Source organism: Pseudomonas sp. B2021 (assembly GCF_018135665.1).
In the GTDB taxonomy this organism is placed as follows: Bacteria; Pseudomonadota; Gammaproteobacteria; order Pseudomonadales; family Pseudomonadaceae; genus Aquipseudomonas; species Aquipseudomonas lactis.
In genome coordinates this window covers 3267524-3294172 of record NZ_SMOF01000001.1, presented here as the reverse complement: position 1 = coordinate 3294172, position 26649 = coordinate 3267524, and the positions used below count along the sequence as shown (strand labels likewise).

The window sequence follows — 26649 nt, the reverse complement described above, 5'->3', positions numbered from 1 at the left end:
TTTTGCAAAAAGTTGCAGGCGCCATTTATCTATTACTGATTGCAACAACCGCTTTGCCCCGGCACTCTGTATGCATAACCAGTACTTGATTGCTTTGCGCCATGGCCAATCCCCTCGAAGACCCCTTGTATTACCTGCATAACTTCCGCCAAGTGCTGGTGTGGTTGGGGCAACGCTATGCCGATTTGCTCGATGCTCACGAACAGCATTTCATTCAGCAATTTGACAGGTTGCCCCAGGCGTCCCAGGCGTTGTTGGTGCGGATGGTGATGCGCAAGGGCGTGCATTTTCGTGCCGCCAAGCTCCATTACCTGGAAATCGGTTGCCCTCATGCGGCGGCGCGGCCTTTGCGTGAGTTGGGATGGGTCGAGGATCAAAGCCCGCTGCCGTTTGCCACCCTGTTTGCGCTGCTGCAAAAAAGTGAACTGCTCGGCGCCTTCAGGCCCTGGATCGATCAACCCAAGGCCAACAAGGCCGATTGGCTTGAACCCTTGGCCGCGCAATTTACCGAAACGCGCAGCTTTGCCCAGTGGTGCCCCGACGTGGACGATGTGCTCTATAGCCTGACGGTAATGGAGTTATGTGATCGCCTGCGCCTGATGTTCTTCGGCAACCTGCACCAAGACTGGTCGGAGTTCGTGCTGGCGGACCTGGGTATCTACACCTATGAAAAAGTCGAGTTCTGCGCCGAGTCTCGCGGTTTACGCAGCCGTGACGACGTGCACGGGTTTCTGTTCCTGCACCATTGCCAGCAAGCCTTTGAAGCCGGTGAGGCATTGGATACGGTGTTGGCACAGGTCGCCACGCTGTGTACCGGCAACCCCTGGCTGGAAAAGCGCCGCGCCAAGCTGCTGTTCCAGATCGGCCAGTATTGCGAACGTTGCGCCGAGCTGGCACTGGCCGAACAGATCTACCGCAATTGCACTTATCCCGGCGCGCGGGCGCGGCTGATCCGCGTACTGGAGCGCCAGGAGGATTACGCCCAAGCCATGGCCTTGGCGAGCGAGGCGCAACAGGCCCCACACAGCGCAGCGGAACAACAACACCTGCTGCGCGTCGTGCCGCGCCTGCGCCGCAAACTTGGCGGGCCGGCGCTGCCCAGGGCCAAGCCCCAAGCGGTGGCGCGCCTGGACCTGGCGCTGGTGCAGGAGCCGCTGCTGTCGGTGGAGTCCTGTGTGCTGGCGCACCTGAGTGAACCGGATGCGCCGGTGCATTACGTCGAGAATGGCCTGATCAATTCGCTGTTTGGCTTGCTGTGCTGGGAAGCGATTTTCGCACCGCTGCCAGGGGCGTTCTTCCACCCGTTCCAGCGCGGGCCGGCGGACTTGCACAGCGAGGACTTTTATCAGCGCCGTGAAGCCTTGTTTGCCGCGTGCTTTGCGCAACTGGAGGACGGTCGCTACAAGGCCAGCATCCGCCAACGCTACATGGACAAATGGGGCATTCAGTCGCCCTTTGTGTTCTGGAACCTGCTCAGCGAAGAACTGCTGGAGCAAGCCCTGGCCTGCCTGCCCGCCGAGCATTTGCGCCATTGGTTTACGCGCCTGTTGCAGGATATCCGTGCCAACCGGGCCGGGATGCCGGACCTCATCCAGTTCTGGCCGGCGCAAAACACCTATCGCATGATCGAGGTCAAGGGCCCCGGCGACCGCCTGCAAGACAACCAGTTGCGTTGGCTGGCATTCTGCGGCGAATACCAGATGCCGGTCACCGTTTGCTACGTGCGCTGGGCGGAGCAACCCGCTTGAGTTACAGCGTGGCCGTGCGGGCGCTGTGTGAGTTCACCGCCAAGGTCGGCGACCTCGACCTGCGCTTTACGCCGTCGCCCAGCGCCCAGGAAGGCATTGTCGGCCATCGTACGGTGGCGTCCCGGCGCAGCGCGCATTATCAGCATGAGGTTGCCCTGGAGGGCGACTACCAGCAGCTCAAGGTGCGGGGCAGGGCGGACGGCTATGACCCGGACGCCAACCGCCTGGAAGAAGTCAAGACCTACCGTGGCGACCTCGCCGCTCAGCCCGCCAACCACCGGCAACTGCACTGGGCCCAGGTCAAGGTGTATGGCTGGCTGATGTGCCAGAAACTCGGGCTCGATCACATTGACCTGGCGCTGGTGTACTTCGATATCGTCGGCGAAGGCGAAACCGTGCTGAACCAGCGATTCGATGCGCCAGGCCTTGAGCAATTCTTCAATCACCAATGCGCGCTGTTCCTGGACTGGGCCCGGCAAGAGATGCAGCATCGCGACGCGCGTAACGCCGCTGCGCAGAGCCTGGCGTTTCCCCATGCCGACTTCCGTACCGGGCAGCGCGACCTGGCCGAGTCGGTCTACAAAGCGGTGAGTACGGGCCGGTGCCTGATGGCCCAGGCGCCCACTGGCATTGGCAAGACCATCGGCACTATTTTTCCGCTGCTCAAGGCCCTGGCGCCGCAGCAACTGGACAAACTGTTCTTCCTCACCGCCAAGACGCCCGGCCGCAAGCTGGCCCTGGATGCCGCCCAGGTTCTGTACGACAGCAGCCCCGAGCTGTCACTGCGTGTGCTTGAACTGGTGGCCCGGGACAAGGCGTGCGAACACCTGGACAAAGCCTGCCACGGTGATTCCTGCCCATTGGCCAAGGGTTTTTACGACCGCCTGCCTGCCGCCCGCCAGGCTGCGTCCCAGGTGCGCTTGCTCAACCAGCGCAGCCTGCGCAACGTAGCGCTGGCCCATCAGGTATGCCCGTACTACCTGAGCCAGGAAATGGCGCGCTGGAGCGACCTGATCGTCGCCGACTACAACTATTACTTCGACTTTGGCGCCATGCTGTTCGGCTTGGCCCAGCTCAACCAATGGCGCGTCGCGGTGCTGGTGGACGAGGCGCACAACCTGGTCGAACGCGCGCGCTCGATGTACAGCGCCAGCCTGGATCAGTACAGCCTCAAGACCTTGCGCGATAACGCGCCCGAGCCCCTGAACAAACCCTTGCAGCGCTTGAACCGCGAGTGGAATGCGTTGCACAAGGACCAACTCGCGCCGTATCAGGCATACGCGGCCAAACCGGACAAACTGCTCCAGGCGCTGAGCCTGTGCACCAGCGCCATGGGCGACTACTTCAACGACCACCCCGAAGCCCTCAGCGGCGACCTGCAAGCCTTCTACTTCGACGCGCTGCAATGGGCCAAAGTGGCTGAGCTGTTCAATGAGCACTTTATCTTCGATATCACCAAGCGCCAGTTCAGCGGCAAGCGCAGCAGCTCGACCCTGTGCCTGCGCAATGTAGTGCCGGCCGAGTTCATTCGGCCCAGGCTGACCGCCGCACGCAGCAGCGTGCTGTTTTCCGCGACCTTGAGCCCGCGCCATTATTACGCGGACTTGCTGGGCCTGCCGGCGGATACCGCCTGGGTTGATGTGGCATCACCGTTCAAGGCCGAGCAATTGCAGGTCAGCATCATTGACCGCATCTCTACGCGGTTTGTGCATCGCCAGGCATCGCTGGAGCCCATTGTGGAACTGCTCGCCCGGCAATTCGCCGCGCAACCGGGTAACTACCTGGCGTTTTTCTCAAGCTTCGATTATCTGCAACAGGTGGCCCAGTTAATGGCCGAACGGCACCCACAGGTTGAGTTGTGGTTGCAGGCGCGGGGCATGGCCGAGGCCGAGCGCCACGCCTTTTTGGAGCAGTTCACCCACCACAGCCAGGGCATTGGCTTTGCGGTGCTGGGCGGTGCGTTTGGCGAAGGTATCGACCTGCCGGGTGCGCGCCTGATCGGTGCCTTTATCGCCACCCTGGGTTTGCCGCAGCTCAACCCGGTGAATGAACAGATCAAAGCGCGCATGGGCGCGGTGTTCGGCGCGGGGTACGACTACACCTACCTGTATCCCGGCATTCAGAAAGTGGTGCAGGCAGCGGGGAGGGTGATCCGCAGCCAGCAGGATCGCGGGGTGGTGATGCTGATCGACGACCGCTTCGGCGAGTCGCGGGTGCGCCAGTTGCTGCCGCGCTGGTGGGCGATCACCCCCCTGTAGGAGCGAGCTTGCTCGCGAAAAACGTCAACGATAACGCGGGTTTTCTGAATAAACGCGGCGCCGGTGAGTTTTCCGCGAGCAAGCTCGCTCCTACAGGTTTGTGTTAGACCACTTCCAGGTAGGAGCTTTGTATCTCCCGCGCCAACTCACGCACGGTGTCGATGAATTCTGTCAGCCGAGTGTGCAGCCCATCTTCCAGAATCTCATCAATCCCCGTGTACCGCAGCCGCGCCTCGAACTCCGCCGCCAGGCGTTGCGCCGTGCGCCCATAACTGCCGGGCAGGTCCGCCAGAATATGGCTCAATTCCTCGATGCAGGCATGCAGCGAACGCGGCACATCACTGCGTAACAGCAACAGCTCGGATACCGAGCGTGCATTCAAGGCATTCGGATACAGCTCGGTATACGCCTCGAACGACGACAACGCGCGCAGCAGGGCGCTCCACTGGTAATAACCGCGTGCCGACAGGTCGCTGACTTCTTCGGACTCTTCGCCGAACATCTCATAGCGTGCATCCAGCAGGCGCAGGGTGTTATCGGCGCGCTCGACAAAGGTGCCCAGGCGAATGAAGCGGTAGGCGTCATTGCGCATGATGGTGCCCGAGGTTGCGCCACGAAACAGGTGCGAGCGCTGCTTGACCCAGTCACAGAAGTGGCTGATACCGTGTCGCGCCAGGCCACCGGCGGCGATGCTGCGCATTTCCAGCCAGGTGGCGTTGAGGTTTTCCCACATGTCGGCGGTGATGCGCCCGCGTACCGCATGGGCATTGCCTCGGGCGGCGCGCAGGCAGTTGTAAATGCTCGCGGGGTTTTCTGCATCGAGGGCAAAGAAGTGCAACATGCGCTCAGCATCCAGGGTCTGGTGCCGTTCCAGGTAGCTGTCCAGGGTGCCGCTGCTGAGCAACGACATCGCCAGTTCATCCAGGCCATCGCTGCGCCCGGCCTGGGGCATCAAGGACAGCGAATAACTGACTTCCAGCATGCGTGCCAGGTTCTCGGCGCGTTCCAGGTAGCGCGACATCCAATACAGATCTGCAGCCGTTCTACTCAGCATACTCAGCCCTCCACCACCCAGGTGTCCTTGGTTCCACCGCCTTGCGACGAGTTGACGACCAGCGAGCCTTCCTTCAGCGCCACGCGGGTCAAGCCACCGGGCACCAGGCGGGTTTCCTTGCCCGAGAGCACGAAGGGTCGCAGGTCGATGTGCCGGGGCGCGATGCCGTTTTCGACAAAGGTCGGGCAGGTGGACAGGCTCAAGGTGGGTTGGGCGATATAGGCATGGGGACGGGCCTTGATGCGCTGGCGGAAGTCTTCGATCTCGGCGGCCGTCGACGCCGGGCCCACCAGCATGCCGTAGCCGCCGGAACCCTGGGTCTCCTTGACCACCAATTGCTCAAGGTTGGCCAGCACATGGGACAGTTCATCGGGCTTGCGGCATTGGAAGGTCGGCACGTTCTGCAGGATCGGTTCCTCGTCCAGGTAGAAGCGGATCATGGCCGGTACGTAGGGGTAGATCGACTTGTCGTCAGCCACCCCGGTGCCGATGGCGTTGGCCAGTACCACATTGCCGGCGCAGTAAGCCGCCACCAGCCCGGGCACGCCGAGCATCGACTCGGGGTTGAACGCCTGGGGGTCGAGGAAAGCGTCGTCGATGCGCCGGTATATCACGTCCACGGCCTTGGGGCCGTCGGTGGTGCGCATGAACACCTTGAGGTCCTGCACGAACAGATCGGCGCCTTCCACCAGTTCCACGCCCATTTCCCGGGCAAGGAACGCGTGTTCGAAGAAGGCGCTGTTGAAGCGCCCTGGAGTCAGGACGACCACGTTGGGATTGTCCAGGCGGCTGGAGTTCTTCAAGGTCTTGAGCAGCAGGTTAGGGTAATGATCCACCGGCGCAATGCGCTGCTTGGCGAACACTTCCGGGAACAGGCGCATCATCATCTTGCGGTCTTCGAGCATGTAGCTCACGCCGCTGGGGGTGCGCAGGTTGTCTTCCAGCACGTAGTAGGTACCGTCGCCGTCGCGAACCAGGTCGACGCCGGAGATGTGCGAGTAGATGCCGCGGTGCAGGTCAAGACCGACCATGGCTTTCTGATAGCCCTCATTGCCCAGGACCTGGTCGGCGGGAATAATCCCGGCCTTGATGATGCGCTGGTCGTGGTAGATGTCGGCGAGGAACATGTTCAATGCATTAACCCGCTGGATACAGCCGCGCTCGATCAGGCTCCATTCACTGGCGGGGATGCTGCGGGGAATGATGTCGAAGGGAATCAGGCGTTCGGTGTCTTGCTCGTCGCCATACAGGGTGAAGGTGATCCCGGCGCGATGGAACAGCAAATCCGCTTCACGGCGACGCTGGGCCAGCAGTTCCGGCGGCGTGTTGGCCAGCCAGCGAGAGAAGTCCTGATAGTGCGCACGGCATACGCCGTTTGCGTCATTCATTTCATCAAAGAAAGATCGAGCCATTCCAGTACCTTGTCAGTGCCCAGTGTGTGGCTTTGGGTGGCACTGCCGCTTAAAAAAACGCATGTTTTTATGAGCCCGTGGCTGAAGGTGCCAACAGACCTGGTCCTTACTTTCTTATAGGGGCGGCTCTGGGTCAGGGGGTAACGCATGCTCCTGTTTTCCGGGTGGTGAATGGATAAAGCAATGCCTGTGCCGGAATGCCGTTAATCCCCTGTAGGAGCGAGCTTGCTCGCGAAAAACTCACCGGCACCGCGTTTAATCAGGCAGCCCGCGTTAGCGTTGACGTTTTTCGCGAGCAAGCCCGCTCCTACAGAGGGCGGTGGCTGCCCTGAATTGGTGCGTGAACCGACTTGAACTTCACTAGGCCCCGATTCTTCTAAGGAGTTTCGTCACCTTGTGGAGCACCGTCGTGTCCAGAATCATCTCCCCCCACACTCCGGAAGCGGCCCTGAACGACCACAGCGAACACAACGCAAAGATTTTCGGCTCGCCCAAGGACCGCCTCGACTTTTACCGGCGCGAGATTCAGTACGAAACCAGCATCCTGGCCAACCGCACCGACGCCTACCTGACGGCGCAGTCCTTCCTGGTGATTGCCTTTGTTTCCGGCATGGGTAACCTCAACCCGGAATGGGGCAAGCTGTTCACGCTGGTGGTGCCGATCTTCCTGGTTTCGCTGGGTATTCTCAGTTCGCTGAATGCCTGGCCCGGTATCCGTGCGGCGTATGAAATCATCGACCACTGGCACTACAAGCAAAGCGAATTGCTGCGCAGCGAGCCGGTGATGGGCATGGCGTACGATGAATCGCCGCTGTTTTCCGAGGTGGAGTCGAGCCACAAGGGCTATCGCAAGTCGCTGTTGTTTTCCATGCGTGCGCCATGGCTGTTCATGGTGTTCTGGCTGGTGTTGGGCATCTATGCGTTCTATATCCAGGTGGACAACCCGCTGCGCTGAGCAAGCGAACGGAACTTCAGCCGTGGCCATGACGCCTTACCTCTATGCGGTACAGATTTTTTACCGGCCTGCAAAGAGGTGCCTCATGACCCAATCTAATGATCCACAGACTAACAATCGCAATGACCCGGCGATCGACGGCGGCGAGCCTGCCCCTGGCACCGCCGCCGATGCGCCCAAGGATCCGACGCCTGCGAGCGACCCAAAGGCCAAGGAAAACGACTACAGTCCAGACTTCAAGCCTGAGCGCGAGCCCAAGCCTGAAACCGATGCCGACATCGATACCCAAGGCGGTTAGAGGAGACGCTCATGTCAAAAGAACTGGACGAAGAACTCAACGACCCCGGCAACGAAGACCCGGGTTCGCTGATGGACGATGCCGAAGTACCGCTGAACGACCTGGATGAAGCGGCGGACGTTGGCAACACTGAAAATCAGGACTGATCCGGCGGCGGGCCCGAGGGATTGCTGAGCTTGAAGTAGACGTCTTCCTCGGCCCCGCCGTCCAGCGACACCTCCTGGCCCACCACGCGGTTATCGATCAGCGTCTGCGCCTGGTCGCGGCTGATATTGACCACCGTGCTGCGCTTGCCCGTGATCACATACACCACATCCACCCCATGCTCGGCCAAGGCTGCCAGATAGTCGGCATGGGGCAGGTCTTCGCCCACTTCATATTGACGTTGCTCGCGTGCGGTCACGCCGCCTGCCTGCGCCAGATATTGCTGCGAATATCCCAGGCGTTGGCGTTCCTCAAGCAATCGTTGGGCGATCTTTTTCATTGGCTGGCTCGTACTGTGGGTCCTGACTGTTTGAAACCCCGGCGCGGTGCAGGATTCATTTTTTTTGCGCAGCCTTACGCTCATACCACGCCAGCATCGGCTGGGTACTCAGGCCATGGGCCAGGATGCTCAACGCGATGACCGACAGCGTCAGGTTGACCGCCACCTCGCTGCTGGTGCCGACCAGCCCATGGTTGAGCGCATAGAACAGGTAGTAAATGCTGCCGATCCCACGAATACCGAACCAACTGACCAGGCTGCGTTGACGACGGTCCAGGAGGCGGCCCCACGGCATGGCGAATACGCTGGCGGGGCGAATTACACAGAACAGCAGCAGCGCTACCGCCAACGCGGCCCACTCCCAGTGGCTGATCAGCACGATGCCCAAGACTGTCACCAGGAACACCTCCATGGCCCGCTCCACCAGGCTGCCGAAGGCCAGCATGTCGCCCATCATCACACCTGCCGCGATCTGGGTGTCTTTCAGGTGGCTGACGTCGCCATGCAAGGCTTGCTCGGGCTCGATTTCAAGGTGGCCCACCACCGGTTGCGCCAGGTGCTCGGCGGGTGTCTGGGCATTACCGGTGGACTTCACCTCGGCCTGACGCAACCCCAGGCCCGCCGCGAATACCGACAGGAAGCCATAGCCGCCCACGGCTTCGGCGCTCACATAGGCGAGGGCGATCAATGCCAGCGTCAGGTAATCATTGGGCGACAGGGTGCTGTCGGCATTGATCAGCCGCAGGCGCAACGTCACACGGCCGATACCTCGCCCCATCCAGTAGCCGATCAATAGCCCGACCGGCACCGCCCATACCAGGTTTTTCAGCACCCAACCGCCGACCCAGTCGCCATCGAAGCCGCTGTGTTGCATGAACAGCAGGCCGAAGATCACAAACGGAAAGGCGCTGCCATCGTTCAGCCCCGCTTCGCCGGACAGGCCGAAGCGCAGCGCGTCGTAATCCTGGGCATTGTTGACCTGAACCAGGCCCGCCAGCACCGGGTCGGTCGGCGCCAAAATCGCGCCCACCAGCAATGACACGCCCCACGACATATCCAGCAGGTGATGCAGCAACAGCCCGGTACCGAGGATGGTCAACAGCATGACCGGGCCGGCCAGCCCAAAGGCGATGCGCCAGGTGCGATGCTTGAGCGGCAGGCGCAATTTCAAGCCGCTGACAAACAGCGAAAACAGCACTGCCACTTCGGTCAGGTGCTCCATCCAGCGCGCCGAATCCTTGATGTCCAGGTCCAGCAGGTCAACGCCCAGCGGGCCGATGGCGATACCCAGCAGCAGGCACACCGCTGAGGTGGTGACTGGCATCCAGCGCAGGTAGGAGGAAGTGAGCGCGAGCGTCAGCAGCACCGCGCCCAATACGGCCAACCATAAAATGAACGTCATTGTGCGTGTACCCGGCCGTGGTTCATTCAGGTTGGAGGGCCGTGGCCAAGTGCGGGTTCAAACAATCAACGGCTTGAAGTGGCTTCTGTGGGAGCGGGCTTGCCCGCGAATGCGGCGTGTCAGTCACTGAATATTCAACTGAACCATCGCTATCGCAGGCAAGCCAGCTCCCACACTAATTATGTATTGCCCACAGAATCAGCGCCCGGCGCAGATCCCCTGTGGGAGCGGGCTTGCCCGCGAATGCGGTATACCCGTCAACATAGTCGGTGACTGACACCCTGTATTCGCGAGCAAGCCCGCTCCCACATTTGACTGTGTTTGGTCATGACACGCCCTTGGCATGGCACCTTAGCGATCCCCCAGCGGCGGCAGGCGCCGTTTCACCGGGGTTTTCTTCACGATCGCCGTATTGGTTTCGGCATACCCATTGATCCGGTCCAGCAGGCTGTCCAACTGGTCCATGGTGCGCACATGCAGGCGTGCGATGAAGCAGTCCTCGCCGGTGACCTTGTCGCATTCGGTGAATTCAGGGATTGCCTGGATCTGGCGCTCCACTTCCTGCAGTTTGCCGGGCAGGGGGCGGATGCGCACGATGGCTTGCAGCAGGTAGCCGAAGTGTTTGGGGTCGATGTCGACGGTGTAGTGGGTCAGCACGCCGCGTTCTTCCAGGCGCCGCAGGCGTTCGCTGACGCTGGGCGAGGACAGCCCGGTGATGCCCGCCAGGGCCTTGAGGGACAGCCGCGAGTCGTCCATCAAGGCGGCGATCAATTGCTGGTCGATGGTGTCGATCATGGTCTGTGCCTAATAAGAAAAGGTGAATTCGGGGTTTTGCCTTTTTTTGACGCTGTAGCCGTCGCGGACAGATTGCCATACTGGAGCTTCACTTGAGGAGCTTCAATCATGGATTCATCCATCCGTCGCGGGTCGTGGGAAATGGTCGCCGCCATGCTGATCTCGGGCAGTATTGGCTGGTTTGTGCTGGTGTCTGGCGTGTCGGTGATCGAGGTGGTGTTCTGGCGCTGCGTGATCGGCGCGCTGACACTGTTACTGGTGTGCGCCTGGCTGGGTTACCTGCGTGTAGACCTGCTCAGTTGGGCGAAACTGGGGCTGGCCATGCTCAGCGGCGTGGCCATTGTCGGCAACTGGCTGTTGCTGTTTGAATCCTATTCCCGTGCCTCCATCGCTATCAGCACGGCGGTGTATAACGTGCAGCCGTTTATGTTGGTGATGCTGGCGGCGGTGTTTCTCGGTGAAAAAATCACCGTGCAGAAACTGGCGTGGTTGAGCGTGGCGTTCCTGGGCATGTTGGCGATTGTCACCGCCCATGGCGAGCAAACCGGTGGCGGTGATTATCTGGTAGGCATCGCGCTGGCCCTGGGGGCGGCATTTTTGTATGCGATCGCTGCGCTGATCATCAAGCGCCTCAAGGAAATACCGCCACATTTGATGGCATTGATTCAGGTGGCCACTGGTGCGGTACTACTGGCACCGCTGGTGCCCTGGAATGGCTTACCTGCGTCCACAAATGCCTGGGCTGCGCTGCTGATCTTGGGGGTTGTGCATACCGGGTTGATGTATGTGCTGCTGTATGGCGCGATCCAGAAACTACCGACCGCCATTACCGGCGCACTGTCGTTCATCTACCCGATTGCAGCGATCTTAGTGGATTGGATTGCGTTCGGGCATCGCCTGGGGTGGCTGCAATGGCTGGGCGTGGCGGCGATTCTGCTGGCAGCGGCGGGGTTGCAGCGGGGCTGGTGGTGGCCCCGCAACCTGGGTAGGAGCGAGCTTGCTCGCGAAGAAGGTTAACGATGACGCAGCGCATCGGGGTGAAACGCGGCGTTCTCTGGTTTTTCGCGAGCAAGCTCGCTCCTACAGGTGAGGGTTAGTGCGTGCCTTGGTAGATAAGGTTTTCCGGGTTGAAATGCTCCACTGCGCTGCCTGGCTGCGGCAGGCCGAGGATATGCCCCTTGATCTTGCCCACCACGTGCATCTCGCAAGGTTTGCAGTCGAACTTCAAGGTCAACACTTCGTCACCATGGATCAACTGCATCGGCGCCACCTTGGTCTTCACCCCGGTCACGCCCTTGGCCTGTTTAGGGCACAGGTTGAACGAGAAACGCAGGCAGTGCTTGGTGATCATCACCGGCACTTCGCCGGTTTCTTCGTGGGCTTCGAAGGCTGCGTCGATCAGCTTTACGCCGTGACGATGGTAGAAGTCCCGGGCCTTCTGGTTGTAGACGTTGGCCAGGAACGACAGGTGCGCCTCAGGGTAAACCGGCGGCGGCGAGGTTTCAGCCTTGCGCCCACCCCGTGGGTGCGCGGCGACGCGTGCGACAGTCAGCGCTTCGATCACTTCACGGCGCAAGGCCTTGAGCTGCGAGTTGGGGATGAAGAACGCCTGCGGCGCATCCAGCTCGATGCGGGTGGCATGGTATTCGGTGGTGCCGAGCTGGCCGAGCAGGTCGCGCAGGGTGTCCAGCGCCTGTTCCGGCTTGTTGGCCACGCCAAACGGGCCGGGCAGGATAACGCTGGCGCTGATGCCTTCTTCGCTGGTCGCGGTGATTTGCAGCTGCTCTTCACGCAGGCGCGCGACCCATGACAAGCCGATACGGCGCTCGGCCGAGGTCTTGAGCAGGGCCTGTTGCCAGTTGTGGTCCAGGTTGCGGTTGAGCGGGTGATGGGGGCGCAGTTGATGCAGGCCGGCCGGCATTTCGTTAGGCTCGACGCGGTAGCGGTAGCGCTTCTCACCGTCTTCCTCGAACTCACCCTTGGGCTCGGCGATGTTGGCACGAAAGCCCACCACTTCACGCTTGATCAGCACATTCAGGCCGTCGCCGTTGGACAGCGGCTCATGGGTGACCACCTGCAAGTCGCGCTTGCCGGCTTTTTCCACGGTGCCCACGGGCAGCCCGGTGAAGGTCGGGGTGTCAAAGGCGCCGATGTCGATCTTGCGGTCGCTGACAAAGTAATCGGTGCTGCCACGGTGGAAGGTTTTTTCCGGGTCGGGCAGGAAGAAGTGCGCGGTACGGCCGCTGGAAGCGCGGGCCAGGTCCGGGCGGTCTTCGAGGATCTCGTCGAGGCGCTGGCGGTAGTAGGCGGTGATGTTCTTCACATAGCCCATGTCCTTGTAGCGGCCTTCGATCTTGAACGAACGCACACCCGCTTCGACCAGGGCGCGCAGGTTGGCGCTCTGGTTGTTGTCTTTCATCGACAGCAGGTGCTTTTCAAAGGCTACAACGCGGCCTTGGTCATCTTTTAAGGTGTAGGGCAGGCGGCAGGCCTGGGAGCAGTCGCCACGGTTGGCGCTGCGGCCATTTTGCGCGTGGGAGATATTGCACTGGCCGGAGAAGGCTACGCACAGGGCGCCGTGGATAAAGAACTCGATGGCAGCATCGGTCTCATCGGCAATGGCGCGAATCTCTTGCAGGTTCAACTCGCGGGCCAGTACCAACTGCGAGAAACCGGCCTGGTCGAGAAACCTGGCCCGGCCCAGTGTGCGGATGTCGGTCTGGGTGCTGGCGTGCAGCTCGATCGGCGGAATATCCAGCTCCATCACGCCCAGGTCTTGCACGATCAACGCATCGACACCGGCATCGTAGAGCTGATGGATCAGCTTGCGTGCGGGCTCCAGCTCGTTGTCATGCAAGATAGTGTTGATGGTGGTGAAGACGCGGGCGTGGTAGCGGCGGGCGAATTCCACCAGTTGAGCGATATCGCTCACCTCGTTACACGCATTATGGCGGGCGCCGAAGCTCGGCCCGCCGATATAAACGGCGTCGGCGCCGTGCAAGATAGCCTCGCGCGCAATGGCGACATCGCGGGCAGGGCTGAGCAATTCCAGGTGATGCTTGGGCAAGGACATAGTTTTTTTAGTCAGGCTTGTCACGGTTGAGGCGCGCATTGTAGCCGCGAAATGCCTGGGCGGCATCTACCGCAGGGCTGTCGGGCCTAATGCAAGTCCGTTAAGCGAACGCATTACTCAACGCAACGAAGCCCCAATGTGGGAGCTGGCTTGCCTGCGATGGCGATTGAACATTCACCACCGCTATCGCAGGCAAGCCAGCTCCCACCTTTTTGACCGAGTTCAACATTCCGATCAGTTCGGTTCTAAAAACGTCACAGATTCAAGCCTTGGCAGCCATCGCCGTCACTTCCACCCGCATACCTTCCACCGCCAAGGCGGCAACGCCCACTGCTGCCCGCACTGGCCAGGGCTTGGCGAAAAAGCGCTTGTAAACCTCGTTGAACGCCGCGCGGTCGGCCATGTCGGTGAGGTAAATAGTCAAGTGCATAACCCGGTCCATGGAGCTGCCGGCTTTTTCCAGCGCGACTTTCAGCGCTTGCAGGGTGCACTCGCTTTGCTGGGTGATATCGCCCAGCTCCAGGCTGCCATCGGCACGGGTGGGAATCTGGGTGGAGACCAGGATGCCGTTGAAGCCGATCACGTCAGAGGAGATGGAATCGGCGTCCGGATCAGGGGTATAGGACAGGTCGTGGTTGGCCATGGGCACCTCTTGTTGGCAGGAACAGAAAGGCGCCATGGTCGGTGAAATTCACCTCTGGGGCAAACCCTGGCTCATCTCCAGCGTCGGAACAGCACGCTGGCGTTCACGCCGCCAAAGCCAAAGCCATTGGACAGCGCATATTCAATCGCCATGGGGCGCGCCTCACCACGCACCATGTCCAGGCCGTTGGCGAGGGCGTCCGGGTTTTCCAGGTTGAGTGTCATTGGCGCGATCTGGTCACGCAGGGCAAGCACGGTGAAGACGGCTTCGATGCCCCCCGCAGCACCGAGCAAGTGGCCGGTGGCGGATTTCGTCGAGCTGATCGCCGGGCTGCCGCCGGTACCAAATACCGTTTTGATCGCCGCCAGCTCGCCTTTGTCGCCCACAGGTGTGGAGGTTGCGTGGGCATTCAGGTACTGCACCTGCGACGCCTCGATACCCGCTTGGCGCAACGCTTGGGTCATTGCCCGGCGCGCACCGTCACCATCCTCAGGCCCTGCTGTCATGTGATAGGCGTCTGCGCTGGTGCCATAGCCCACCAGTTCGGCAATCGGCTGCGCACCCCGTGCCAGGGCATGCTCCAGCTCTTCAATCACCAGAATGCCGGCGCCTTCGCCCATCACAAAGCCGTCGCGCGCCTGATCGAAGGGCCGCGAAGCACGCTGCGGGCTGTCATTGAAATCGCTGGACAACGCCCGCGCCGCGGCGAAGCCGGCAAGGCTGACGCGATGAATCGCCGCTTCGGCACCGCCGCATACCGCGATGTCGATTTCTCCGGCGCGGATCATTCGCGCTGCGTCGCCGATAGCTTGAACCCCGGCGGCACACGCTGTGACAGGCGCACCCAGAGGGCCCTTCAAGCCATAGTTGATCGACACATGTCCGGCAGCCATGTTGCTCAGAAACGATGGAATGGTGAAGGGCGACAAACGACGCGGGCCCTTGCTGTCGGTGGTGCGCACCGCATCGGCAATGGCCGGGAAACCACCGACGCCGGAGGCGATGATGGTCGCCGTGCGCTCCTGCTCCTCGGGTGTTTTGGGTGCCCAATTGGCCTGCTTCAAGGCTTCATCCGCGGCCGCCAGGGCGAACAGGATAAAGCGGTCCATCTTGCGCTGTTCCTTGGCCGCCAGCAGTCGATCAGGATCAAAACCGGCTTCGGGGTCTTGCAGCACACTTTGCACCTGGCCGCCGATGCTGATCGCCAGATCACCGATCAATTCTTGCGGCAAACGACGGATGCCCGACTGCCCGTCCAGCAAGCGCTGCCAAGTGGATTCCACGCTCGATCCCAGCGGCGTCAGCGCGCCCATGCCCGTCACGACGATACGTTTACTCATGCTCAATCGACTCCTGTTGCTTGAAGGATACACAGCGTATGGACGTCACTATCATCATGAAAGTAACATGGCATCCTTCAAGTTTTTACTCGCACACAGGAATACTTATGCAGCGCAAATCCCTCATCAGTGCCGAATGCCCCATCGCCCGCAGCCTTGAGCGGGTAGGGGAGTGGTGGAGCATGCTGATCATGCGCGACGCCTTGCACGGCCTGCGCCGTTTCGATGAGTTCTCGCGCAGCCTGGGCATCGCGCCCAACATGTTGACGCGCCGGCTTAATGGCTTGGTGGAAGCGGGGATGCTGGAGCGCCGTGCCTACAGCGAGCGCCCGCCACGCTACGAATACGTGCCGACGGCCAGGGGCGAGGACTTTCGTATGGTGCTGATGGCGTTAGTGGCGTGGGGCAACCGGCATTACGCCGAGGAGGGCATCAGTGTCGAGGTGGTGGAACGCGAGACGGGCCGACCGGTGCAGCCGGTGATGGCGACGGCTGAAGGTGCGTTGGTGGCGATGGATCAGTGCGAGGTACAGCCCGGCCCGGCCGCCAGCGCAGGGATGCGCCAACGGCTGAACCGTGAGTGATTGATTACTCTTTTACATCCATGAACTCTTCAGCCCACGCCACATAACTTTCCGGCAAGGTGTAGGTGTGGGTCAATTCCGTGGCACTGAGGTTCGAAGTGCTGTGGGTCAGCTGACGCTGGGCACGCAGGCTGTCGTAGGTGGCCTTGATCGCGGCGAAGTAGGCGCCATGCCCGGCTACCACGATGCGCACACCCAGGCTGGCCAGGCGCTCACTGTCGTGCAGTTGTGGGTTGCCGTAGGTCACCAGCATCAGGGGAACGCTGAGGTTCTCTGCGATCTGCTCCAGGTGGTCGAAGTCCTTGACGCCGACCATGCAGATGCCGTCAGCACCGGCCTTTTCATAAGCCTTGGTACGCGCAATCACATCGCTGGTGGGCAGCACGCCGGCATTGGTGCGCGCAATGATCGACAGCGCCGGGTCGACGCGCGCTTCCAGCGCGGCCTTGACCTTGCCGATGCCCTCTTCGACGGAAATCAGGTCCGTGGATTTACGCCCGAATTGCGCGGGCAAGAGGGTGTCTTCGATGGTCAGCGCCGCGACGCCGGCGCGTTCCAGCTCTTCCACCGTGCGCATCACGTTCAGGGCGTTGCCGTAGCCGTGGTCGGCGTCGGCAATGAACGGCAACTGGGCCACACGGCCGATGCGGGTGGCTTGCTCGACGAACTCACTCAGGGTAATCAACGCAAAATCGGGGGCCGCCAGCACCTGCAGGGAGGCGACCGAGCCGCCCAGGATACCCACTTCAAACCCCAGGTCAGCCGCGATGCGGGCAGACATGGGGTCGAATACGGAAGCGGTTTCAACGCAGATCGGCGTTGCCAGCAGGTCACGGAAGTTACGGCGTAGCGCTGAATGAGAAATCTTGGGCATGGTCTTTCCTGGCTTTGGTCATCGTCAAGTGACGATCAATGTCTATTCGTGGTGCCGGGAGATTACCACGCAGATGCCCCTGTGATTATGACGTTTGAGCAAGGCGAGGGTTATCGAGCGACTGCACTGTACGACGTACCCAGGTCGCGGGCCCAGCCGTCGAGCACGTCCTTGACATTGTCAGCGGTCATGACTTCTTTGTCATTGGCCAGGGGAGCACCGGTGCCTTTACGCACCATGGCCGCCACGACATCGCCGGTCGAACCATCTTCCAATGACAGCTCCGTGGCGATTTCACTGTCTCGATCGCGGATGCCAGTGGCGGCGCTCACGCCCGCTGCGACCAGGGTGATCGGCAGCCACTCATAAAACCGCAGTCCCTGGGGGCTGGTGGCGATGTGTGTGATGGCAGGGCGTACTGTGAGGGTGTCAGGGCCAGGTTTCGAGGCCAGGTAAACGTATTTGCCAAGTTCCGAGCGCAGTACCAAGTCGTAGTAGCCGGTGACGTGGGAGAGCGTATTTTGGGGGATCTGAGCGGAGGGTTCAACAGCCGGGAAAAACTGGCTGGGCGCCAGATATACCTGCTTGTAGCGGCCACGCTTCAAGGCCGGGCTGACCCAACTCTGTACGGTCTGGCCCGACGGGCTCTGTTGCTCTTTAAGCAGGCTGTAGTCATGAAGAAAGCCTGTATATCGCTCGGGTTCGACCTTGTTGCTGCTGCAAGCGATCAGGCTCAGGGTGGCCGCCATCAGTAGCAGGAATGAGCATTTACGGGCCATCAATGGGTTGCCTGTTCGTTTGGAGTGTCGTGCGAGGATTCGATGTGCAACTGGCCATGGGTCATGATCCAGTGGACAAGCTCGGCGATGGGAATGGAGTGGGCGTACTCGACCCACCGCCCGGCGTCGGGGCTGTAGTGTTCGAAGTAGCGACGCAGCACGATACGGTCCAGTTCCGCGTTCAGCCCCAGGCAGGATTCCTGGAACAGCATCGGGCTATCCTGAGCCGGGGAAGAGGTGCGCTGGCTCAGCACCAATGGTCGCGCGTCGCTCGCGGCCTGCTCGGTGTACCTGCTGCTCGAAACTTTCATAGGCGTCTCCTTGAATGGAAGACGTGCAGAATGCCCGACAGGTTTTACCCAAAGATGTCCGGGTTGTGTCCGTGGCGAAGGAATGTTGCTCGATTGAAATAAATGACCCCGGCGCCGGAATGGTTTTAGATGTCGTTCTTTTTTTGGCTTGGGAACCTGTGAACGTGAGCAGACTGCTGATCGTCGATGACGACGTGGAAGTGCTGGCATTGCTGAAGAAGTTCTTCGTCCAGCACGCCTATGAAGTCGACGTGGCCGCCGACGGCGAGGCCATGTGGGCGGCCATCGCGCAGCAGCGGCCGGACACGATCATCCTCGACCTCATGTTGCCCGGCGAAGGCGGCCTCAGCCTGTGCCAGAAAGTGCGGGCACAGTTCGGCATTCCTATCATCATGCTCACGGCCATGGGCGAGTTGAGCGACCGCATTGTTGGCCTGGAACTGGGCGCCGACGACTACCTGACCAAACCCTTCGCCCCGCGTGAATTACTGGCCCGCCTGCGCGCTGTGCAACGGCGTGCGGGGCAGTCGGTCAGTGCGGCCGACGAGCGCTCACGCCCGGTGATTGCCTTCGCCGGTTGGCATCTGGATATCACCTGTCGCGAACTGCGTTCGCCCGAGGGCGTCATGATCCCGCTGTCCGGTGGCGAGTTCGACCTGCTGGTAGTGTTTCTCGAACACCCCCAGCGCATTCTTACCCGCGACCAATTGATCGACCTGACCCACGGCCAGGGCCACGATGCCTTCGACCGCAGTATCGATGTGCAGGTCAGCCGGCTGCGCCGCAAGATCGAGCCCGACTGCAAGCGCCCGGACCTGATCCGCACCGTGCGCAATGGCGGCTATCTGTTTACCGCGCCGGTGACCCGCTCATGATCCGCCGCCTGTTGCGCCGCGACACCCTGAACCGGCGCATCGCCCTGACCATCCTCGCTGCGATGCTCGCCTCACTGGCCCTTAACGCCTTGTTCGTGCAGGTGGCCGGGGTGTGGGCGCGCCCGCCCATCGACCGCACGGGGTTACTGGAACAAATGGCCGCGACGTTGAAAGTGATCGAGGCCGCGCCTGCGCCGTTGCGCTCGCACCTGGCGGCAGCGGCCAGCGATACTCGGTTGCAGGTGACGTGGCATACCAACCCCGTGGATTTCGGCCTGCCCAGCGGCGGCAACGTGCTACAAGCCGGCGAAGTCCCTGGGATACAGGCATTGTTTGGCACGGGGCGCACCATTCAGGTGTACAGCCCGGACGATTGGCCGCGTGGCAGCCCCGACGCACGTTATGTGGCGCTGGTGCAGTTAGTTGATGGCAGCTGGTTGTCTTTCATACCGCCCGTACGCAGTTGGGGCCTGAGCGCACCCACGCGGATTGCGGTCATCATCATTCTTGGGCTGATCGCTACCTTGCTGGTCGCCTGGGTCGCCACCCGGCAATTGGCCAAGCCGTTGCAGCGTTTCGCCAGTGCCGCCAGACGCTTCGGCGGCGATCTGCGAGCACCGCCCATCGACATCGAAGGCCCCGACGAGATACGCCAGGCCACCATCGCCTTCAACGCCATGCAGGCGCAGATCCAGCACTTTATCGGCGAACGCACCCATATGCTGGCGGCCATTTCCCATGACTTGCGCGCGCCTTTGACGCGGATGCGCCTGCGCTGCGAGTTCATGGAAGACCTGGACCATCAGCACAAGCTGATTCGCGATGTCGAGGAAATGCAGTCGATGATCAACGCCGCATTGGCGTTTTTCCGCGACGATACGGTGCTGGAGCACAGCACGGCGTTCGATCTGTCGGAACTGCTGCAAACCATCATCGACGACTATCGCGACCAGCAACTGGTGGTCGACTTCCGGGGGCCGCCCCATCTGGTCTATCACGGCCGGCCACTGGGGCTTAAACGGGTAGTGGTCAACCTGCTGGAAAATGCTGCCAAGTACGCACGGCACCCCAGCATTGCTCTGAGTGTTGACGATCAGAGGGTGTGCATCGAGGTCTGCGACGAGGGCCCGGGGATTCCTGAAGCGGACCTGGAGCGTGTGTTCGATCCGTTCTTTCGCCTTGAGACCTCACGTAACCGCAATACCGGTGGGGTGGGGCTTGGGCTCTCGGCGGCGCGGGCCATTGTGCGCGAGCAGGGCGGTGAGCTGAGCCTGAGCAATCGGCGCGGTTCGGGGTTGGTGGCCCGGGTTGAATTGCCGCGCTAGCGTGATGCGATATGCGCATTATTATTGAATTAGGTTATGCGTTATCAGTATTTTACATCCCGCCTTCAACACCGCAAAAATACCCCTGACAACAAATGACCTTATAAAACCGAGACCGTACGCGCGGATCGATTTGAATGCCTCACAAGGCATCTGGAGACGAACGTGCGTTACCTCAAAAACCTGGCGGCTGGATTGGTTGCCTCATTGCTGTGCCTGACGGCGCAGGCGCAAACCCTGGTGGTCGGCGACCAGAGCTACAACGCCCAGGCCGTGATGGAAGCGGCGGGGGTGCTGGATGATCTGCCTTATACGCTGGACTGGAAACAGTTCACGGCCGGGTCACCGGTGGCCGAAGCGCTCAACGTTGGCAGCCTGGACCTGGGCCTGCTCGGGGATGCCCCGGTGTTGTTCCTGGGCGCCCTGGGTGCACCGATCAAGGTGATCGCCGTGAGCCGGCAGAATCTCGACGGCGTGGCCATCCTGGTAAAAAAGGACTCGTCGATCCACAGCCTGGCCGATCTGGCAGGCAAGCGCGCCGCGATCTGGAAAGGTTCCTGGAGCCAGCAACTGTTGCTGACTGCACTGGACAAGGCCGGGGTTGCACGGGATTCGCTGCAATGGCGCTACCTCAGCGCCCTGGATGCTTCCCACGCGCTGGAAGGCGGTGCGGTTGACGTGATCGCCACCTGGGAACCCTACGTCACGCAACAGGAGCGCCAAGGTGCGCGGGTGTTGGCAACCGCTGAAGACCTGATTCCGGCCCAGAGTTTCATTGCCGCCAACGCCAGTGCCGTCGAGGCCAAACGTGAACCCATCAGCGACTTCCTCCAGCGCCTGAAAAAAGCCCGTGACTGGGCGCGCCAAAGCCCGGCCAACGCCAACGCGTATGCCGATGCCTGGGCCAAGCGCACCCGCGCGGATGCCGACATCGCCCGCGTCTGGTTTGCCCGTGCGCGCACCACCGTCGAGCCGCTGACGCCTCAGGCGCCCATCGAGGCGCAAAAGACCGTGGACTTTTTTGCCGGCCTGGGCCTGGTCAAGTCTTACTCGGCCGCCACGTTGTTCGACCCTTCATTCGCGGCCGCCTTGCAGCCCGCCGTCGCCACCACCCAGCCCTGAACGCTTGAAGGACTACTGCGCAATGACTAAAAGACAGCTCAAACTGGGCGCCCTGACCATGGGCTGCGGTGGGCCGGGCCGCCATAACCTGTGGCTTGACCCGCAATTGCCGGCCGATGCCAGCGTCAACGTCGATTGGTACATCCAGATAGCGCGCCAGGCTGAGGCCGCACTGTTCGACCTGATGTTTATCGTCGACAGCCAGTTCATCACCGAAGGTTCGCCTTCCCATTACCTCAATCGCCTGGAGCCGTTGACGTTACTGTCGGCACTGGCCGTGAGCACCCGGCATATCGGCCTGGTCGGTACGCTGACCACCTCGTATAACTCGCCGTATAACGTCGCCCGGCGCCTGGCCTCCCTGGACCTGATCAGCAAAGGCCGCGCCGGCTGGAACGTGGTGACCAGTGGCGATGCCGGTACCGCCGGCAATTACAGCCGCGACGAACACTACGACTACGCCACCCGCTACGGTCGCGCCGCCGAACACGTTCAGGTGGTACAGGGGTTGTGGAACTCCTACGAAGACGATGCGTTTGTGCGCAACCGTGCCACTGGGCAGTTTCTCGACCCGAGCAAGCTGCACAGCCTGAATCATCAGGGCGAACACTTCTCGGTGGTGGGCCCGCTGAATATCCAGCGCTCGCCCCAAGGCCAGCCGGTGATTTTCCAGGCCGGAGACTCTGAGCAAGGCCGCGACCTGGGCGCCGCCACCGCCGATGTGATCTTCACCCACGCGGCCAGTATCGAGCAGGGCCAGGCGTTTTACCGGGATATCAAGGGCAGGGCGGCACAACGGGGGCGCGATCCGGAACAGGTGCTGATCATGCCCGGTGCGGAAATTTATGTGGGCGACACCGATGCCCATGCCCGGGAAATCGAGCAGCACTACCATCAGCTCGACCACAGTTTTGCGCAGGCACTCAAGGAGTTCGGGCGCAATTTTGGCTGGCATGATTTCAGCCAGTACGACCTGGATGCGCCATTCCCACAAGAGAGCCTGGAGGCGGCGCGCAGCAGTTTTTTCACTGCTGCCAAACGCATCGCCGACCAGGCCCGGGAAAAGGGCTTTACCCTGCGCCAGGCCGTCGAATTTGGCCGGCAATTGCGCCCAGGCGCGTTCGTGGGCAGCGCTGCCACGGTGGCGCAGAAACTAGCGGATTGGTTCGAGGCGCGGGCCGTGGATGGGTTCAATATCTACCTCGGGCACCCTGGGCAATTTGATCGTTTTACACAGGAAGTGATTCCGTTGCTGCAAGAGCGCGGTGTTTATCGCACGGCCTACGAGGGCTCGACCTTGCGCGAAAGCCTGGGCTTGGCGATTCCGAGGTTCCAGCGCACCCCCTCACCCTAAGGGGTGATTTCGATGACTTTGCGGGTGTGGGACTATCACTTCAGTCCCCGGCGCCAGTGACCTGGTGTCGCACCCAACCGTTATGACGGCGAGTCTTCGACGTGGAAAATGATCGACTGTCTTCAGCCCAGTGGTTCGAACAGATAGCCAGGGTGACCGAGAGCATCGGGCACGCGGGGTTTGCCGCCACGTTGTTCGATGCTCTGGGGTGTATCCGCCCCATTCAGGCCACGACCTTGTACCTGTACCCCCACGACGGCATGCCCAGCGCAGTGTTCGAACTGGACGGGCCATGGCTGCCCCAGGGCAATGTGCGCCAGTACCTCTCCGGGTTTTACTTGCTCGACCCGTTCTACGGCGCCTGCGTGGAGGGGGCGGCTTCCGGCTGCTACGACCTCGCCGACGTAGCCCCCGATCACTTCGAGCACAGCGAGTACTACCAGTCGTTTTACCGGCATTCGCACCTGGAGGATGAGCTCAACTACATCCTGCAGGCCAGCAACGGCTTGAGCCTGGCGGTGTCGCTGGCCTTTACGCAGAAGCTCGACGCGACCACCACCGAGCAATTCAAGCGCATAGCGCCTTGGGTACTGGCGGTGCTGGGCAAGCACTTCGTCGGCCTGGAGACTCAGGGCGCGCGTTTCGAAAGCCTGTTGGAACAGCGTATTCACTCGGCACTCAACAACTTCGGCTCCTCGCTGCTCACCGAACGCGAATGCCGGATCACCCAGTTGATCCTGCGCGGCCACTCCACACGTTCGCTGGCCGAGCGCCTCGGGGTCTCCGAAGACACCATCAAGTCCCACCGCAAGCACATCTACAGCAAGCTCGACATCGGCACGCAATCGGAACTGTTTTCCCTGTTTATCGACTCGCTGGCCGAGGCCCAGGGTGGGCTGAGCAAAGACCCCCTTGAACGCTACATGAGCAAAGGCCGTTGACCGGCTGCATGACTACCCACAACAAGAGAAAAAGCCATGAACCTACCCTTTGAACCGCAACGCCAGACCCGGGACTATCAGGCCTCGGACGCGGCCCACCATATCCATGCCTTTGTGGATCAAAAGGCGCTGAATGCCGAAGGCCCCCGCGTAATGGTCCGGGGTGAGGGCCTGTACCTGTGGGACAGCGAGGGTAAGCGTTACCTGGACGGGATGTCGGGCCTGTGGTGTACGCAATTGGGTTATGGCCGCAAGGACCTGACCGCTGCGGCGGCCGCGCAGATGGATCAGCTGGCGTACTACAACATGTTCTTTCACACCACCCATCCGGCGGTGATCGAGCTGTCCGAGTTGCTGTTCAGCCTGTTGCCAGGGCACTACAGCCATGTGATCTACACCAACTCCGGTTCCGAAGCCAACGAGGTGCTGATCCGCACCGTGCGCCGCTACTGGCAAGTGCTCGGCAAGCCGCAGAAGAAGATCATGATCGGCCGCTGGAACGGATATCACGGCTCCACACTGGCGGCGTCTGCCCTGGGCGGCATGAAATTCATGCATGAAATGGGCGGCTTGATCCCGGACGTCGCGCACATTGACGAGCCTTATTGGTACGCCCAGGGCGGTGAGTTGACCCCGGCCGAGTTCGGGCGGCGCTGCGCTCTGCAACTGGAAGAAAAGATCCTGGAGTTGGGCGCGCAAAACGTCGCCGGTTTTATCGCTGAACCTTTCCAGGGCGCCGGCGGCATGATTTTCCCCCCAGAAAGCTATTGGCCAGAGATCCAGCGCATCTGTCGCCAATACGATGTGCTGCTGTGCGCTGATGAAGTGATTGGCGGTTTCGGCCGTACAGGTGAGTGGTTTGCCCATCAGCATTTCGGCTTCGAACCCGACACGTTGTCGATCGCCAAGGGCCTGACCTCCGGTTACCTGCCCATGGGCGGTTTGGTATTGAGCAAGCGCATGGCCGAAGCCCTGGTGGAGCGGGGCGGAGTGTTTGCCCATGGACTGACGTATTCCGGGCACCCGGTTGCGGCGGCGGTGGCCCTGGCCAACCTCAAGGCCCTGCGTGACGAAGGGATCGTGCGCCAGGTGAAGGACGACACCGGGCCGTATTTGCACACGCTCCTGCACGAAGTCTTTGGCAACCACCCGCTGATCGGCGATATCCAGGGCACCGGCCTGCTGGCAGCCTTGCAGTTTGTCGAGGACAAGGGCACGCGCAAGCGCTTTGCCAATGAAAACGACCTGGCCTGGCAATGCCGCACTTTTGGCTTTGAAGAAGGCGTGATCATTCGCTCGACCCTGGGCCGCATGATCATGGCGCCGGCCCTGGTGGCCAGCCACGCGGAGCTCGATGAGCTGGTCGACAAGACCCGCATCGCGGTGGACCGCACCGCACGGATCGCGGGAAAACTGTGAAGGGCTAAGCCCCCGCATGCCGCTTCGGTTGAACAGGGTGGGCGCCCCATAGCGGCCTGCCCACCGCTCCCAATGGATGACTCATCAAAGGTGTCGATTTGATCGAACGCCGCGGCGCCCTGCATTCCACTTTCCAGGAGTCAGCAATGAATACAATAACAAACGTAGCCGATACTCCCGTCCATCAAACCCCAACCCAACCAACCTCATCGCGCCGCTTTCGACAACCCCTGGGCCTTGTCGGGCTGGTACTGTTCGGCCTGGCGTATATGGTGCCGCTGGCGGTGTTCACCACCTACGGCCTGGTGACCCAGATGACCAAAGGGCACCTTGCCACCGCCTACCTGCTGACCCTGGCTGCCATGCTGCTGACGGCCTACAGCTATGGGTGCATGGTCAAGGCGCACCCGTATTCGGGCTCGGTCTACACCTATACGCGCAAGGCGTTTGGCGCCTCCTTCGGCTTTATCGCCGGCTGGACCTTGCTGCTGGACTACATCTTCCTGCCGCTGCTCAGCTATTTGCTGATCGGCATCTACTTGTCCGAATACTTTCCTACCGTGCCCACCGCCGTATGGGTATTGGGCTCCATTGCCCTGGTGACGGCGCTGAATCTGGTGGGTATCGAGTCGATTACCCGGGTCAATTGGGTGCTGATCGTGGCCCAACTGGTGTTCATCGTGGTGTTTGTGGCGTTGTCGATCCACAACCTCAGCGGGCAAGCCGAGCCGGTGTCGCTGCTCAAGCCGTTTCACCATGAAGGCTTCAGTGTGCCGCTGATCATGACCGGCGCGGCGGTGCTGTGCTTGTCGTTCCTGGGCTTCGATGCCGTGTCGACCATGGCTGAGGAGACACCTGACCCGCGCCGTACCATTCCGCAGGCGATCATGGCGGTGTCGCTGATCGGTGGGTTGCTGTTTCTGGTGGTGTCGTATTGCGCCCAGATGGTCTTCCCGGAATGGAATAGTTTTGCCGATCCCGACTCGGCTTCGGTCGATGTGATGCGCCGGGTCGGCGGCGAGCTGCTGGTGAGTGCGTTTACCGCCACCTATGTGGCGGGCTGTTTCGCCTCCGCGATGGTCTCCCAGGCCAGCGTGTCCCGCGTGCTATTCGCCATGGGCCGCGACGGCGCATTGCCCAGGGTATTCGGCAAGCTGGTGACGAAAAAACGCGTCCCGGCCAACGCGATCATGCTGGTCAGCCTGTTTTCGCTGATTGCGCTGTTTATCAGCCTGGACACCGTGGCCAACATGATCAGCTTTGGCGCGCTGTTCGCGTTTTCGGCGGTGAACCTGGCCGTGATCAAGCATTACCTGGGCGACCAGAAGCTGCACGGTACACGCAACTATCTGCTGTACGCCGCGCTGCCGGGCCTGGGGTTTCTCAGCACGCTATGGTTGTGGACGAGCCTGTCCGGCCTGTCGTTCACCATCGGCCTGTGCTGGATGGCCCTGGGGCTGCTGTGTTTGCTGTGCCTCACCCGAGGGTTCCGGGTACGCATGCCGGACCTGCAAATGGCCGAATAAACAGGCCCCACCTCGGTTCATCTGTAGGAGCGAGCTTGCTCGCGAAAAACGTCAACGATAACGCGTGCTTCCTGGAT

25 protein-coding genes are annotated in these 26649 nt (G+C 61.3%); 14 read left to right on the top strand and 11 right to left on the bottom strand.

All coding sequences use genetic code 11. The features are described 5' to 3' along the window. Window positions 1–101: 101 nt before the first annotated feature. Entirely contained in the window at window positions 102–1748 is a 1647-nt protein-coding gene (locus E1K68_RS14715; protein WP_212614322.1) for a VRR-NUC domain-containing protein, read from the top strand. Further along, window positions 1745–4006, top strand: a complete 2262-nt coding sequence (locus E1K68_RS14710) for an ATP-dependent DNA helicase (RefSeq protein ID WP_212614321.1) — start codon at window positions 1745–1747, stop codon at window positions 4004–4006. Before E1K68_RS14715 ends, E1K68_RS14710 begins: the two co-directional genes overlap by 4 nt. A 103-nt stretch (window positions 4007–4109) precedes the next feature. Here the strand turns inward: E1K68_RS14710 and E1K68_RS14705 are convergent, their stop codons facing one another. Together E1K68_RS14705 and E1K68_RS14700 are read right to left on the bottom strand one after the other, a co-directional pair. Continuing rightward, entirely contained in the window at window positions 4110–5060 is a 951-nt protein-coding gene (locus E1K68_RS14705) for an alpha-E domain-containing protein (RefSeq protein ID WP_003191166.1), read from the bottom strand. A gap of 2 nt (window positions 5061–5062) precedes the next feature. Next, entirely contained in the window at window positions 5063–6472 is a 1410-nt protein-coding gene (locus E1K68_RS14700) for a circularly permuted type 2 ATP-grasp protein (RefSeq protein ID WP_034135613.1), read from the bottom strand. A gap of 409 nt (window positions 6473–6881) precedes the next feature. Here E1K68_RS14700 and E1K68_RS14695 point away from each other — a divergent pair, with 409 nt between their 5' ends. From E1K68_RS14695 to E1K68_RS28065, 3 genes are all read left to right on the top strand, one after another. Continuing rightward, entirely contained in the window at window positions 6882–7427 is a 546-nt protein-coding gene (locus E1K68_RS14695) for a hypothetical protein (RefSeq protein ID WP_014718415.1), read from the top strand. 85 nt (window positions 7428–7512) lie between these two features. Beyond that, window positions 7513–7725, top strand: coding sequence for a hypothetical protein (locus E1K68_RS14690; RefSeq protein WP_003191170.1), 213 nt, complete (start codon window positions 7513–7515; stop codon window positions 7723–7725). 11 nt (window positions 7726–7736) lie between these two features. Further along, on the top strand, window positions 7737–7871 hold the full coding sequence (locus tag E1K68_RS28065; RefSeq protein ID WP_003191171.1) for a hypothetical protein: 135 nt from the start codon (window positions 7737–7739) through the stop codon (window positions 7869–7871). Here E1K68_RS28065 and E1K68_RS14685 read toward each other — a convergent pair. From E1K68_RS14685 to E1K68_RS14675, 3 genes are all read right to left on the bottom strand, one after another. Continuing rightward, window positions 7862–8209, bottom strand: coding sequence for a helix-turn-helix transcriptional regulator (locus E1K68_RS14685; protein WP_094774840.1), 348 nt, complete (start codon window positions 8207–8209; stop codon window positions 7862–7864). The genes E1K68_RS28065 and E1K68_RS14685 overlap by 10 nt on opposite strands. 55 nt (window positions 8210–8264) lie before the next feature. After that, window positions 8265–9611: a cation:proton antiporter gene (locus tag E1K68_RS14680; protein WP_212614320.1), complete on the bottom strand. Its 1347-nt coding sequence runs from the start codon at window positions 9609–9611 to the stop codon at window positions 8265–8267. Between the two features lie 351 nt (window positions 9612–9962). Next, window positions 9963–10406 carry an Lrp/AsnC family transcriptional regulator gene (locus E1K68_RS14675; RefSeq protein WP_032897385.1) on the bottom strand — a complete coding sequence of 148 codons (444 nt, stop codon included), beginning with the start codon at window positions 10404–10406 and terminating at the stop codon, window positions 9963–9965. 108 nt (window positions 10407–10514) lie between these two features. Between E1K68_RS14675 and E1K68_RS14670 the strand changes: the two genes are divergently transcribed. Further along, window positions 10515–11423 carry a DMT family transporter gene (locus E1K68_RS14670; protein ID WP_212614319.1) on the top strand — a complete coding sequence of 303 codons (909 nt, stop codon included), beginning with the start codon at window positions 10515–10517 and terminating at the stop codon, window positions 11421–11423. Between the two features lie 76 nt (window positions 11424–11499). On the opposite strand, the gene E1K68_RS14665 is transcribed toward E1K68_RS14670, so the two are convergent. From E1K68_RS14665 to fabF, 3 genes are all read right to left on the bottom strand, one after another. Next, window positions 11500–13479, bottom strand: a complete 1980-nt coding sequence (locus E1K68_RS14665; protein WP_212614318.1) for a U32 family peptidase — start codon at window positions 13477–13479, stop codon at window positions 11500–11502. Between the two features lie 262 nt (window positions 13480–13741). Then, window positions 13742–14122, bottom strand: a complete 381-nt coding sequence (locus E1K68_RS14660) for a RidA family protein (protein ID WP_003191178.1) — start codon at window positions 14120–14122, stop codon at window positions 13742–13744. A gap of 71 nt (window positions 14123–14193) precedes the next feature. Further along, window positions 14194–15462: a beta-ketoacyl-ACP synthase II gene (gene fabF / locus E1K68_RS14655; RefSeq protein WP_212614317.1), complete on the bottom strand. Its 1269-nt coding sequence runs from the start codon at window positions 15460–15462 to the stop codon at window positions 14194–14196. A 107-nt stretch (window positions 15463–15569) separates the two neighbouring features. Between fabF and E1K68_RS14650 the strand changes: the two genes are divergently transcribed. Further along, the gene (locus tag E1K68_RS14650; RefSeq protein WP_057709980.1) at window positions 15570–16046 is read left to right on the top strand and encodes a helix-turn-helix domain-containing protein; all 477 of its coding nucleotides are present in this window, start codon (window positions 15570–15572) and stop codon (window positions 16044–16046) included. Between the two features lie 4 nt (window positions 16047–16050). Here E1K68_RS14650 and E1K68_RS14645 read toward each other — a convergent pair whose 3' ends face one another. The 3 genes from E1K68_RS14645 to E1K68_RS14635 all read right to left on the bottom strand — a co-directional run bounded on the left by E1K68_RS14645 (window position 16051) and on the right by E1K68_RS14635 (window position 18010). Further along, window positions 16051–16920: an oxaloacetate decarboxylase gene (locus E1K68_RS14645; protein WP_003191182.1), complete on the bottom strand. Its 870-nt coding sequence runs from the start codon at window positions 16918–16920 to the stop codon at window positions 16051–16053. Between the two features lie 110 nt (window positions 16921–17030). Further along, entirely contained in the window at window positions 17031–17699 is a 669-nt protein-coding gene (locus E1K68_RS14640) for a DUF3313 domain-containing protein (protein ID WP_212614316.1), read from the bottom strand. Next, window positions 17699–18010: a hypothetical protein gene (locus E1K68_RS14635; protein ID WP_034135621.1), complete on the bottom strand. Its 312-nt coding sequence runs from the start codon at window positions 18008–18010 to the stop codon at window positions 17699–17701. Before E1K68_RS14635 ends, E1K68_RS14640 begins: the two co-directional genes overlap by 1 nt. A gap of 164 nt (window positions 18011–18174) precedes the next feature. Between E1K68_RS14635 and E1K68_RS14630 the strand changes: the two genes are divergently transcribed. The 7 genes from E1K68_RS14630 to E1K68_RS14600 all read left to right on the top strand — a co-directional run bounded on the left by E1K68_RS14630 (window position 18175) and on the right by E1K68_RS14600 (window position 26572). Then, entirely contained in the window at window positions 18175–18885 is a 711-nt protein-coding gene (locus E1K68_RS14630; protein WP_032900604.1) for a response regulator, read from the top strand. Continuing rightward, on the top strand, window positions 18882–20210 hold the full coding sequence (locus tag E1K68_RS14625; RefSeq protein WP_034135622.1) for an ATP-binding protein: 1329 nt from the start codon (window positions 18882–18884) through the stop codon (window positions 20208–20210). The genes E1K68_RS14630 and E1K68_RS14625 overlap by 4 nt, the downstream gene beginning before the upstream one ends. Before the next feature lie 165 nt (window positions 20211–20375). Then, window positions 20376–21332, top strand: a complete 957-nt coding sequence (locus E1K68_RS14620) for an ABC transporter substrate-binding protein (RefSeq protein WP_057709984.1) — start codon at window positions 20376–20378, stop codon at window positions 21330–21332. Between the two features lie 22 nt (window positions 21333–21354). Beyond that, window positions 21355–22686 carry an LLM class flavin-dependent oxidoreductase gene (locus E1K68_RS14615; protein WP_212614315.1) on the top strand — a complete coding sequence of 444 codons (1332 nt, stop codon included), beginning with the start codon at window positions 21355–21357 and terminating at the stop codon, window positions 22684–22686. A 101-nt stretch (window positions 22687–22787) separates the two neighbouring features. Beyond that, complete coding sequence (locus E1K68_RS14610; RefSeq protein WP_116667479.1) at window positions 22788–23627, top strand: helix-turn-helix transcriptional regulator; 840 nt, start codon at window positions 22788–22790, stop codon at window positions 23625–23627. Window positions 23628–23663: 36 nt separating this feature from the next. Beyond that, the gene (locus E1K68_RS14605) at window positions 23664–25046 is read left to right on the top strand and encodes an aspartate aminotransferase family protein (RefSeq protein ID WP_137203740.1); all 1383 of its coding nucleotides are present in this window, start codon (window positions 23664–23666) and stop codon (window positions 25044–25046) included. A gap of 146 nt (window positions 25047–25192) precedes the next feature. Next, complete coding sequence (locus E1K68_RS14600) at window positions 25193–26572, top strand: APC family permease (RefSeq protein ID WP_212614314.1); 1380 nt, start codon at window positions 25193–25195, stop codon at window positions 26570–26572. Window positions 26573–26649 lie beyond the last annotated feature (77 nt).

Excerpts from the sequence above, each read along its gene's own strand:
- E1K68_RS14715 (WP_212614322.1), top strand. The coding sequence starts at position 102 with ATGGCCAATCCCCTCGAAGACCCCTTGTATTACCTGCATAACTTCCGC.
- E1K68_RS14705 (WP_003191166.1), bottom strand. The coding sequence starts at position 5,060 with ATGCTGAGTAGAACGGCTGCAGATCTGTATTGGATGTCGCGCTACCTG.
- E1K68_RS14700 (WP_034135613.1), bottom strand. The coding sequence starts at position 6,472 with ATGGCTCGATCTTTCTTTGATGAAATGAATGACGCAAACGGCGTATGC.
- E1K68_RS14690 (WP_003191170.1), top strand. The coding sequence starts at position 7,513 with ATGACCCAATCTAATGATCCACAGACTAACAATCGCAATGACCCGGCG.
- E1K68_RS28065 (WP_003191171.1), top strand. The coding sequence starts at position 7,737 with ATGTCAAAAGAACTGGACGAAGAACTCAACGACCCCGGCAACGAAGAC.
- E1K68_RS14685 (WP_094774840.1), bottom strand. The coding sequence starts at position 8,209 with ATGAAAAAGATCGCCCAACGATTGCTTGAGGAACGCCAACGCCTGGGA.
- E1K68_RS14680 (WP_212614320.1), bottom strand. The coding sequence starts at position 9,611 with ATGACGTTCATTTTATGGTTGGCCGTATTGGGCGCGGTGCTGCTGACG.
- E1K68_RS14675 (WP_032897385.1), bottom strand. The coding sequence starts at position 10,406 with ATGATCGACACCATCGACCAGCAATTGATCGCCGCCTTGATGGACGAC.
- E1K68_RS14670 (WP_212614319.1), top strand. The coding sequence starts at position 10,515 with ATGGATTCATCCATCCGTCGCGGGTCGTGGGAAATGGTCGCCGCCATG.
- E1K68_RS14665 (WP_212614318.1), bottom strand. The coding sequence starts at position 13,479 with ATGTCCTTGCCCAAGCATCACCTGGAATTGCTCAGCCCTGCCCGCGAT.
- E1K68_RS14660 (WP_003191178.1), bottom strand. The coding sequence starts at position 14,122 with ATGGCCAACCACGACCTGTCCTATACCCCTGATCCGGACGCCGATTCC.
- fabF (WP_212614317.1), bottom strand. The coding sequence starts at position 15,462 with ATGAGTAAACGTATCGTCGTGACGGGCATGGGCGCGCTGACGCCGCTG.
- E1K68_RS14650 (WP_057709980.1), top strand. The coding sequence starts at position 15,570 with ATGCAGCGCAAATCCCTCATCAGTGCCGAATGCCCCATCGCCCGCAGC.
- E1K68_RS14645 (WP_003191182.1), bottom strand. The coding sequence starts at position 16,920 with ATGCCCAAGATTTCTCATTCAGCGCTACGCCGTAACTTCCGTGACCTG.
- E1K68_RS14640 (WP_212614316.1), bottom strand. The coding sequence starts at position 17,699 with ATGGCCCGTAAATGCTCATTCCTGCTACTGATGGCGGCCACCCTGAGC.
- E1K68_RS14635 (WP_034135621.1), bottom strand. The coding sequence starts at position 18,010 with ATGAAAGTTTCGAGCAGCAGGTACACCGAGCAGGCCGCGAGCGACGCG.
- E1K68_RS14625 (WP_034135622.1), top strand. The coding sequence starts at position 18,882 with ATGATCCGCCGCCTGTTGCGCCGCGACACCCTGAACCGGCGCATCGCC.
- E1K68_RS14615 (WP_212614315.1), top strand. The coding sequence starts at position 21,355 with ATGACTAAAAGACAGCTCAAACTGGGCGCCCTGACCATGGGCTGCGGT.
- E1K68_RS14605 (WP_137203740.1), top strand. The coding sequence starts at position 23,664 with ATGAACCTACCCTTTGAACCGCAACGCCAGACCCGGGACTATCAGGCC.
- E1K68_RS14600 (WP_212614314.1), top strand. The coding sequence starts at position 25,193 with ATGAATACAATAACAAACGTAGCCGATACTCCCGTCCATCAAACCCCA.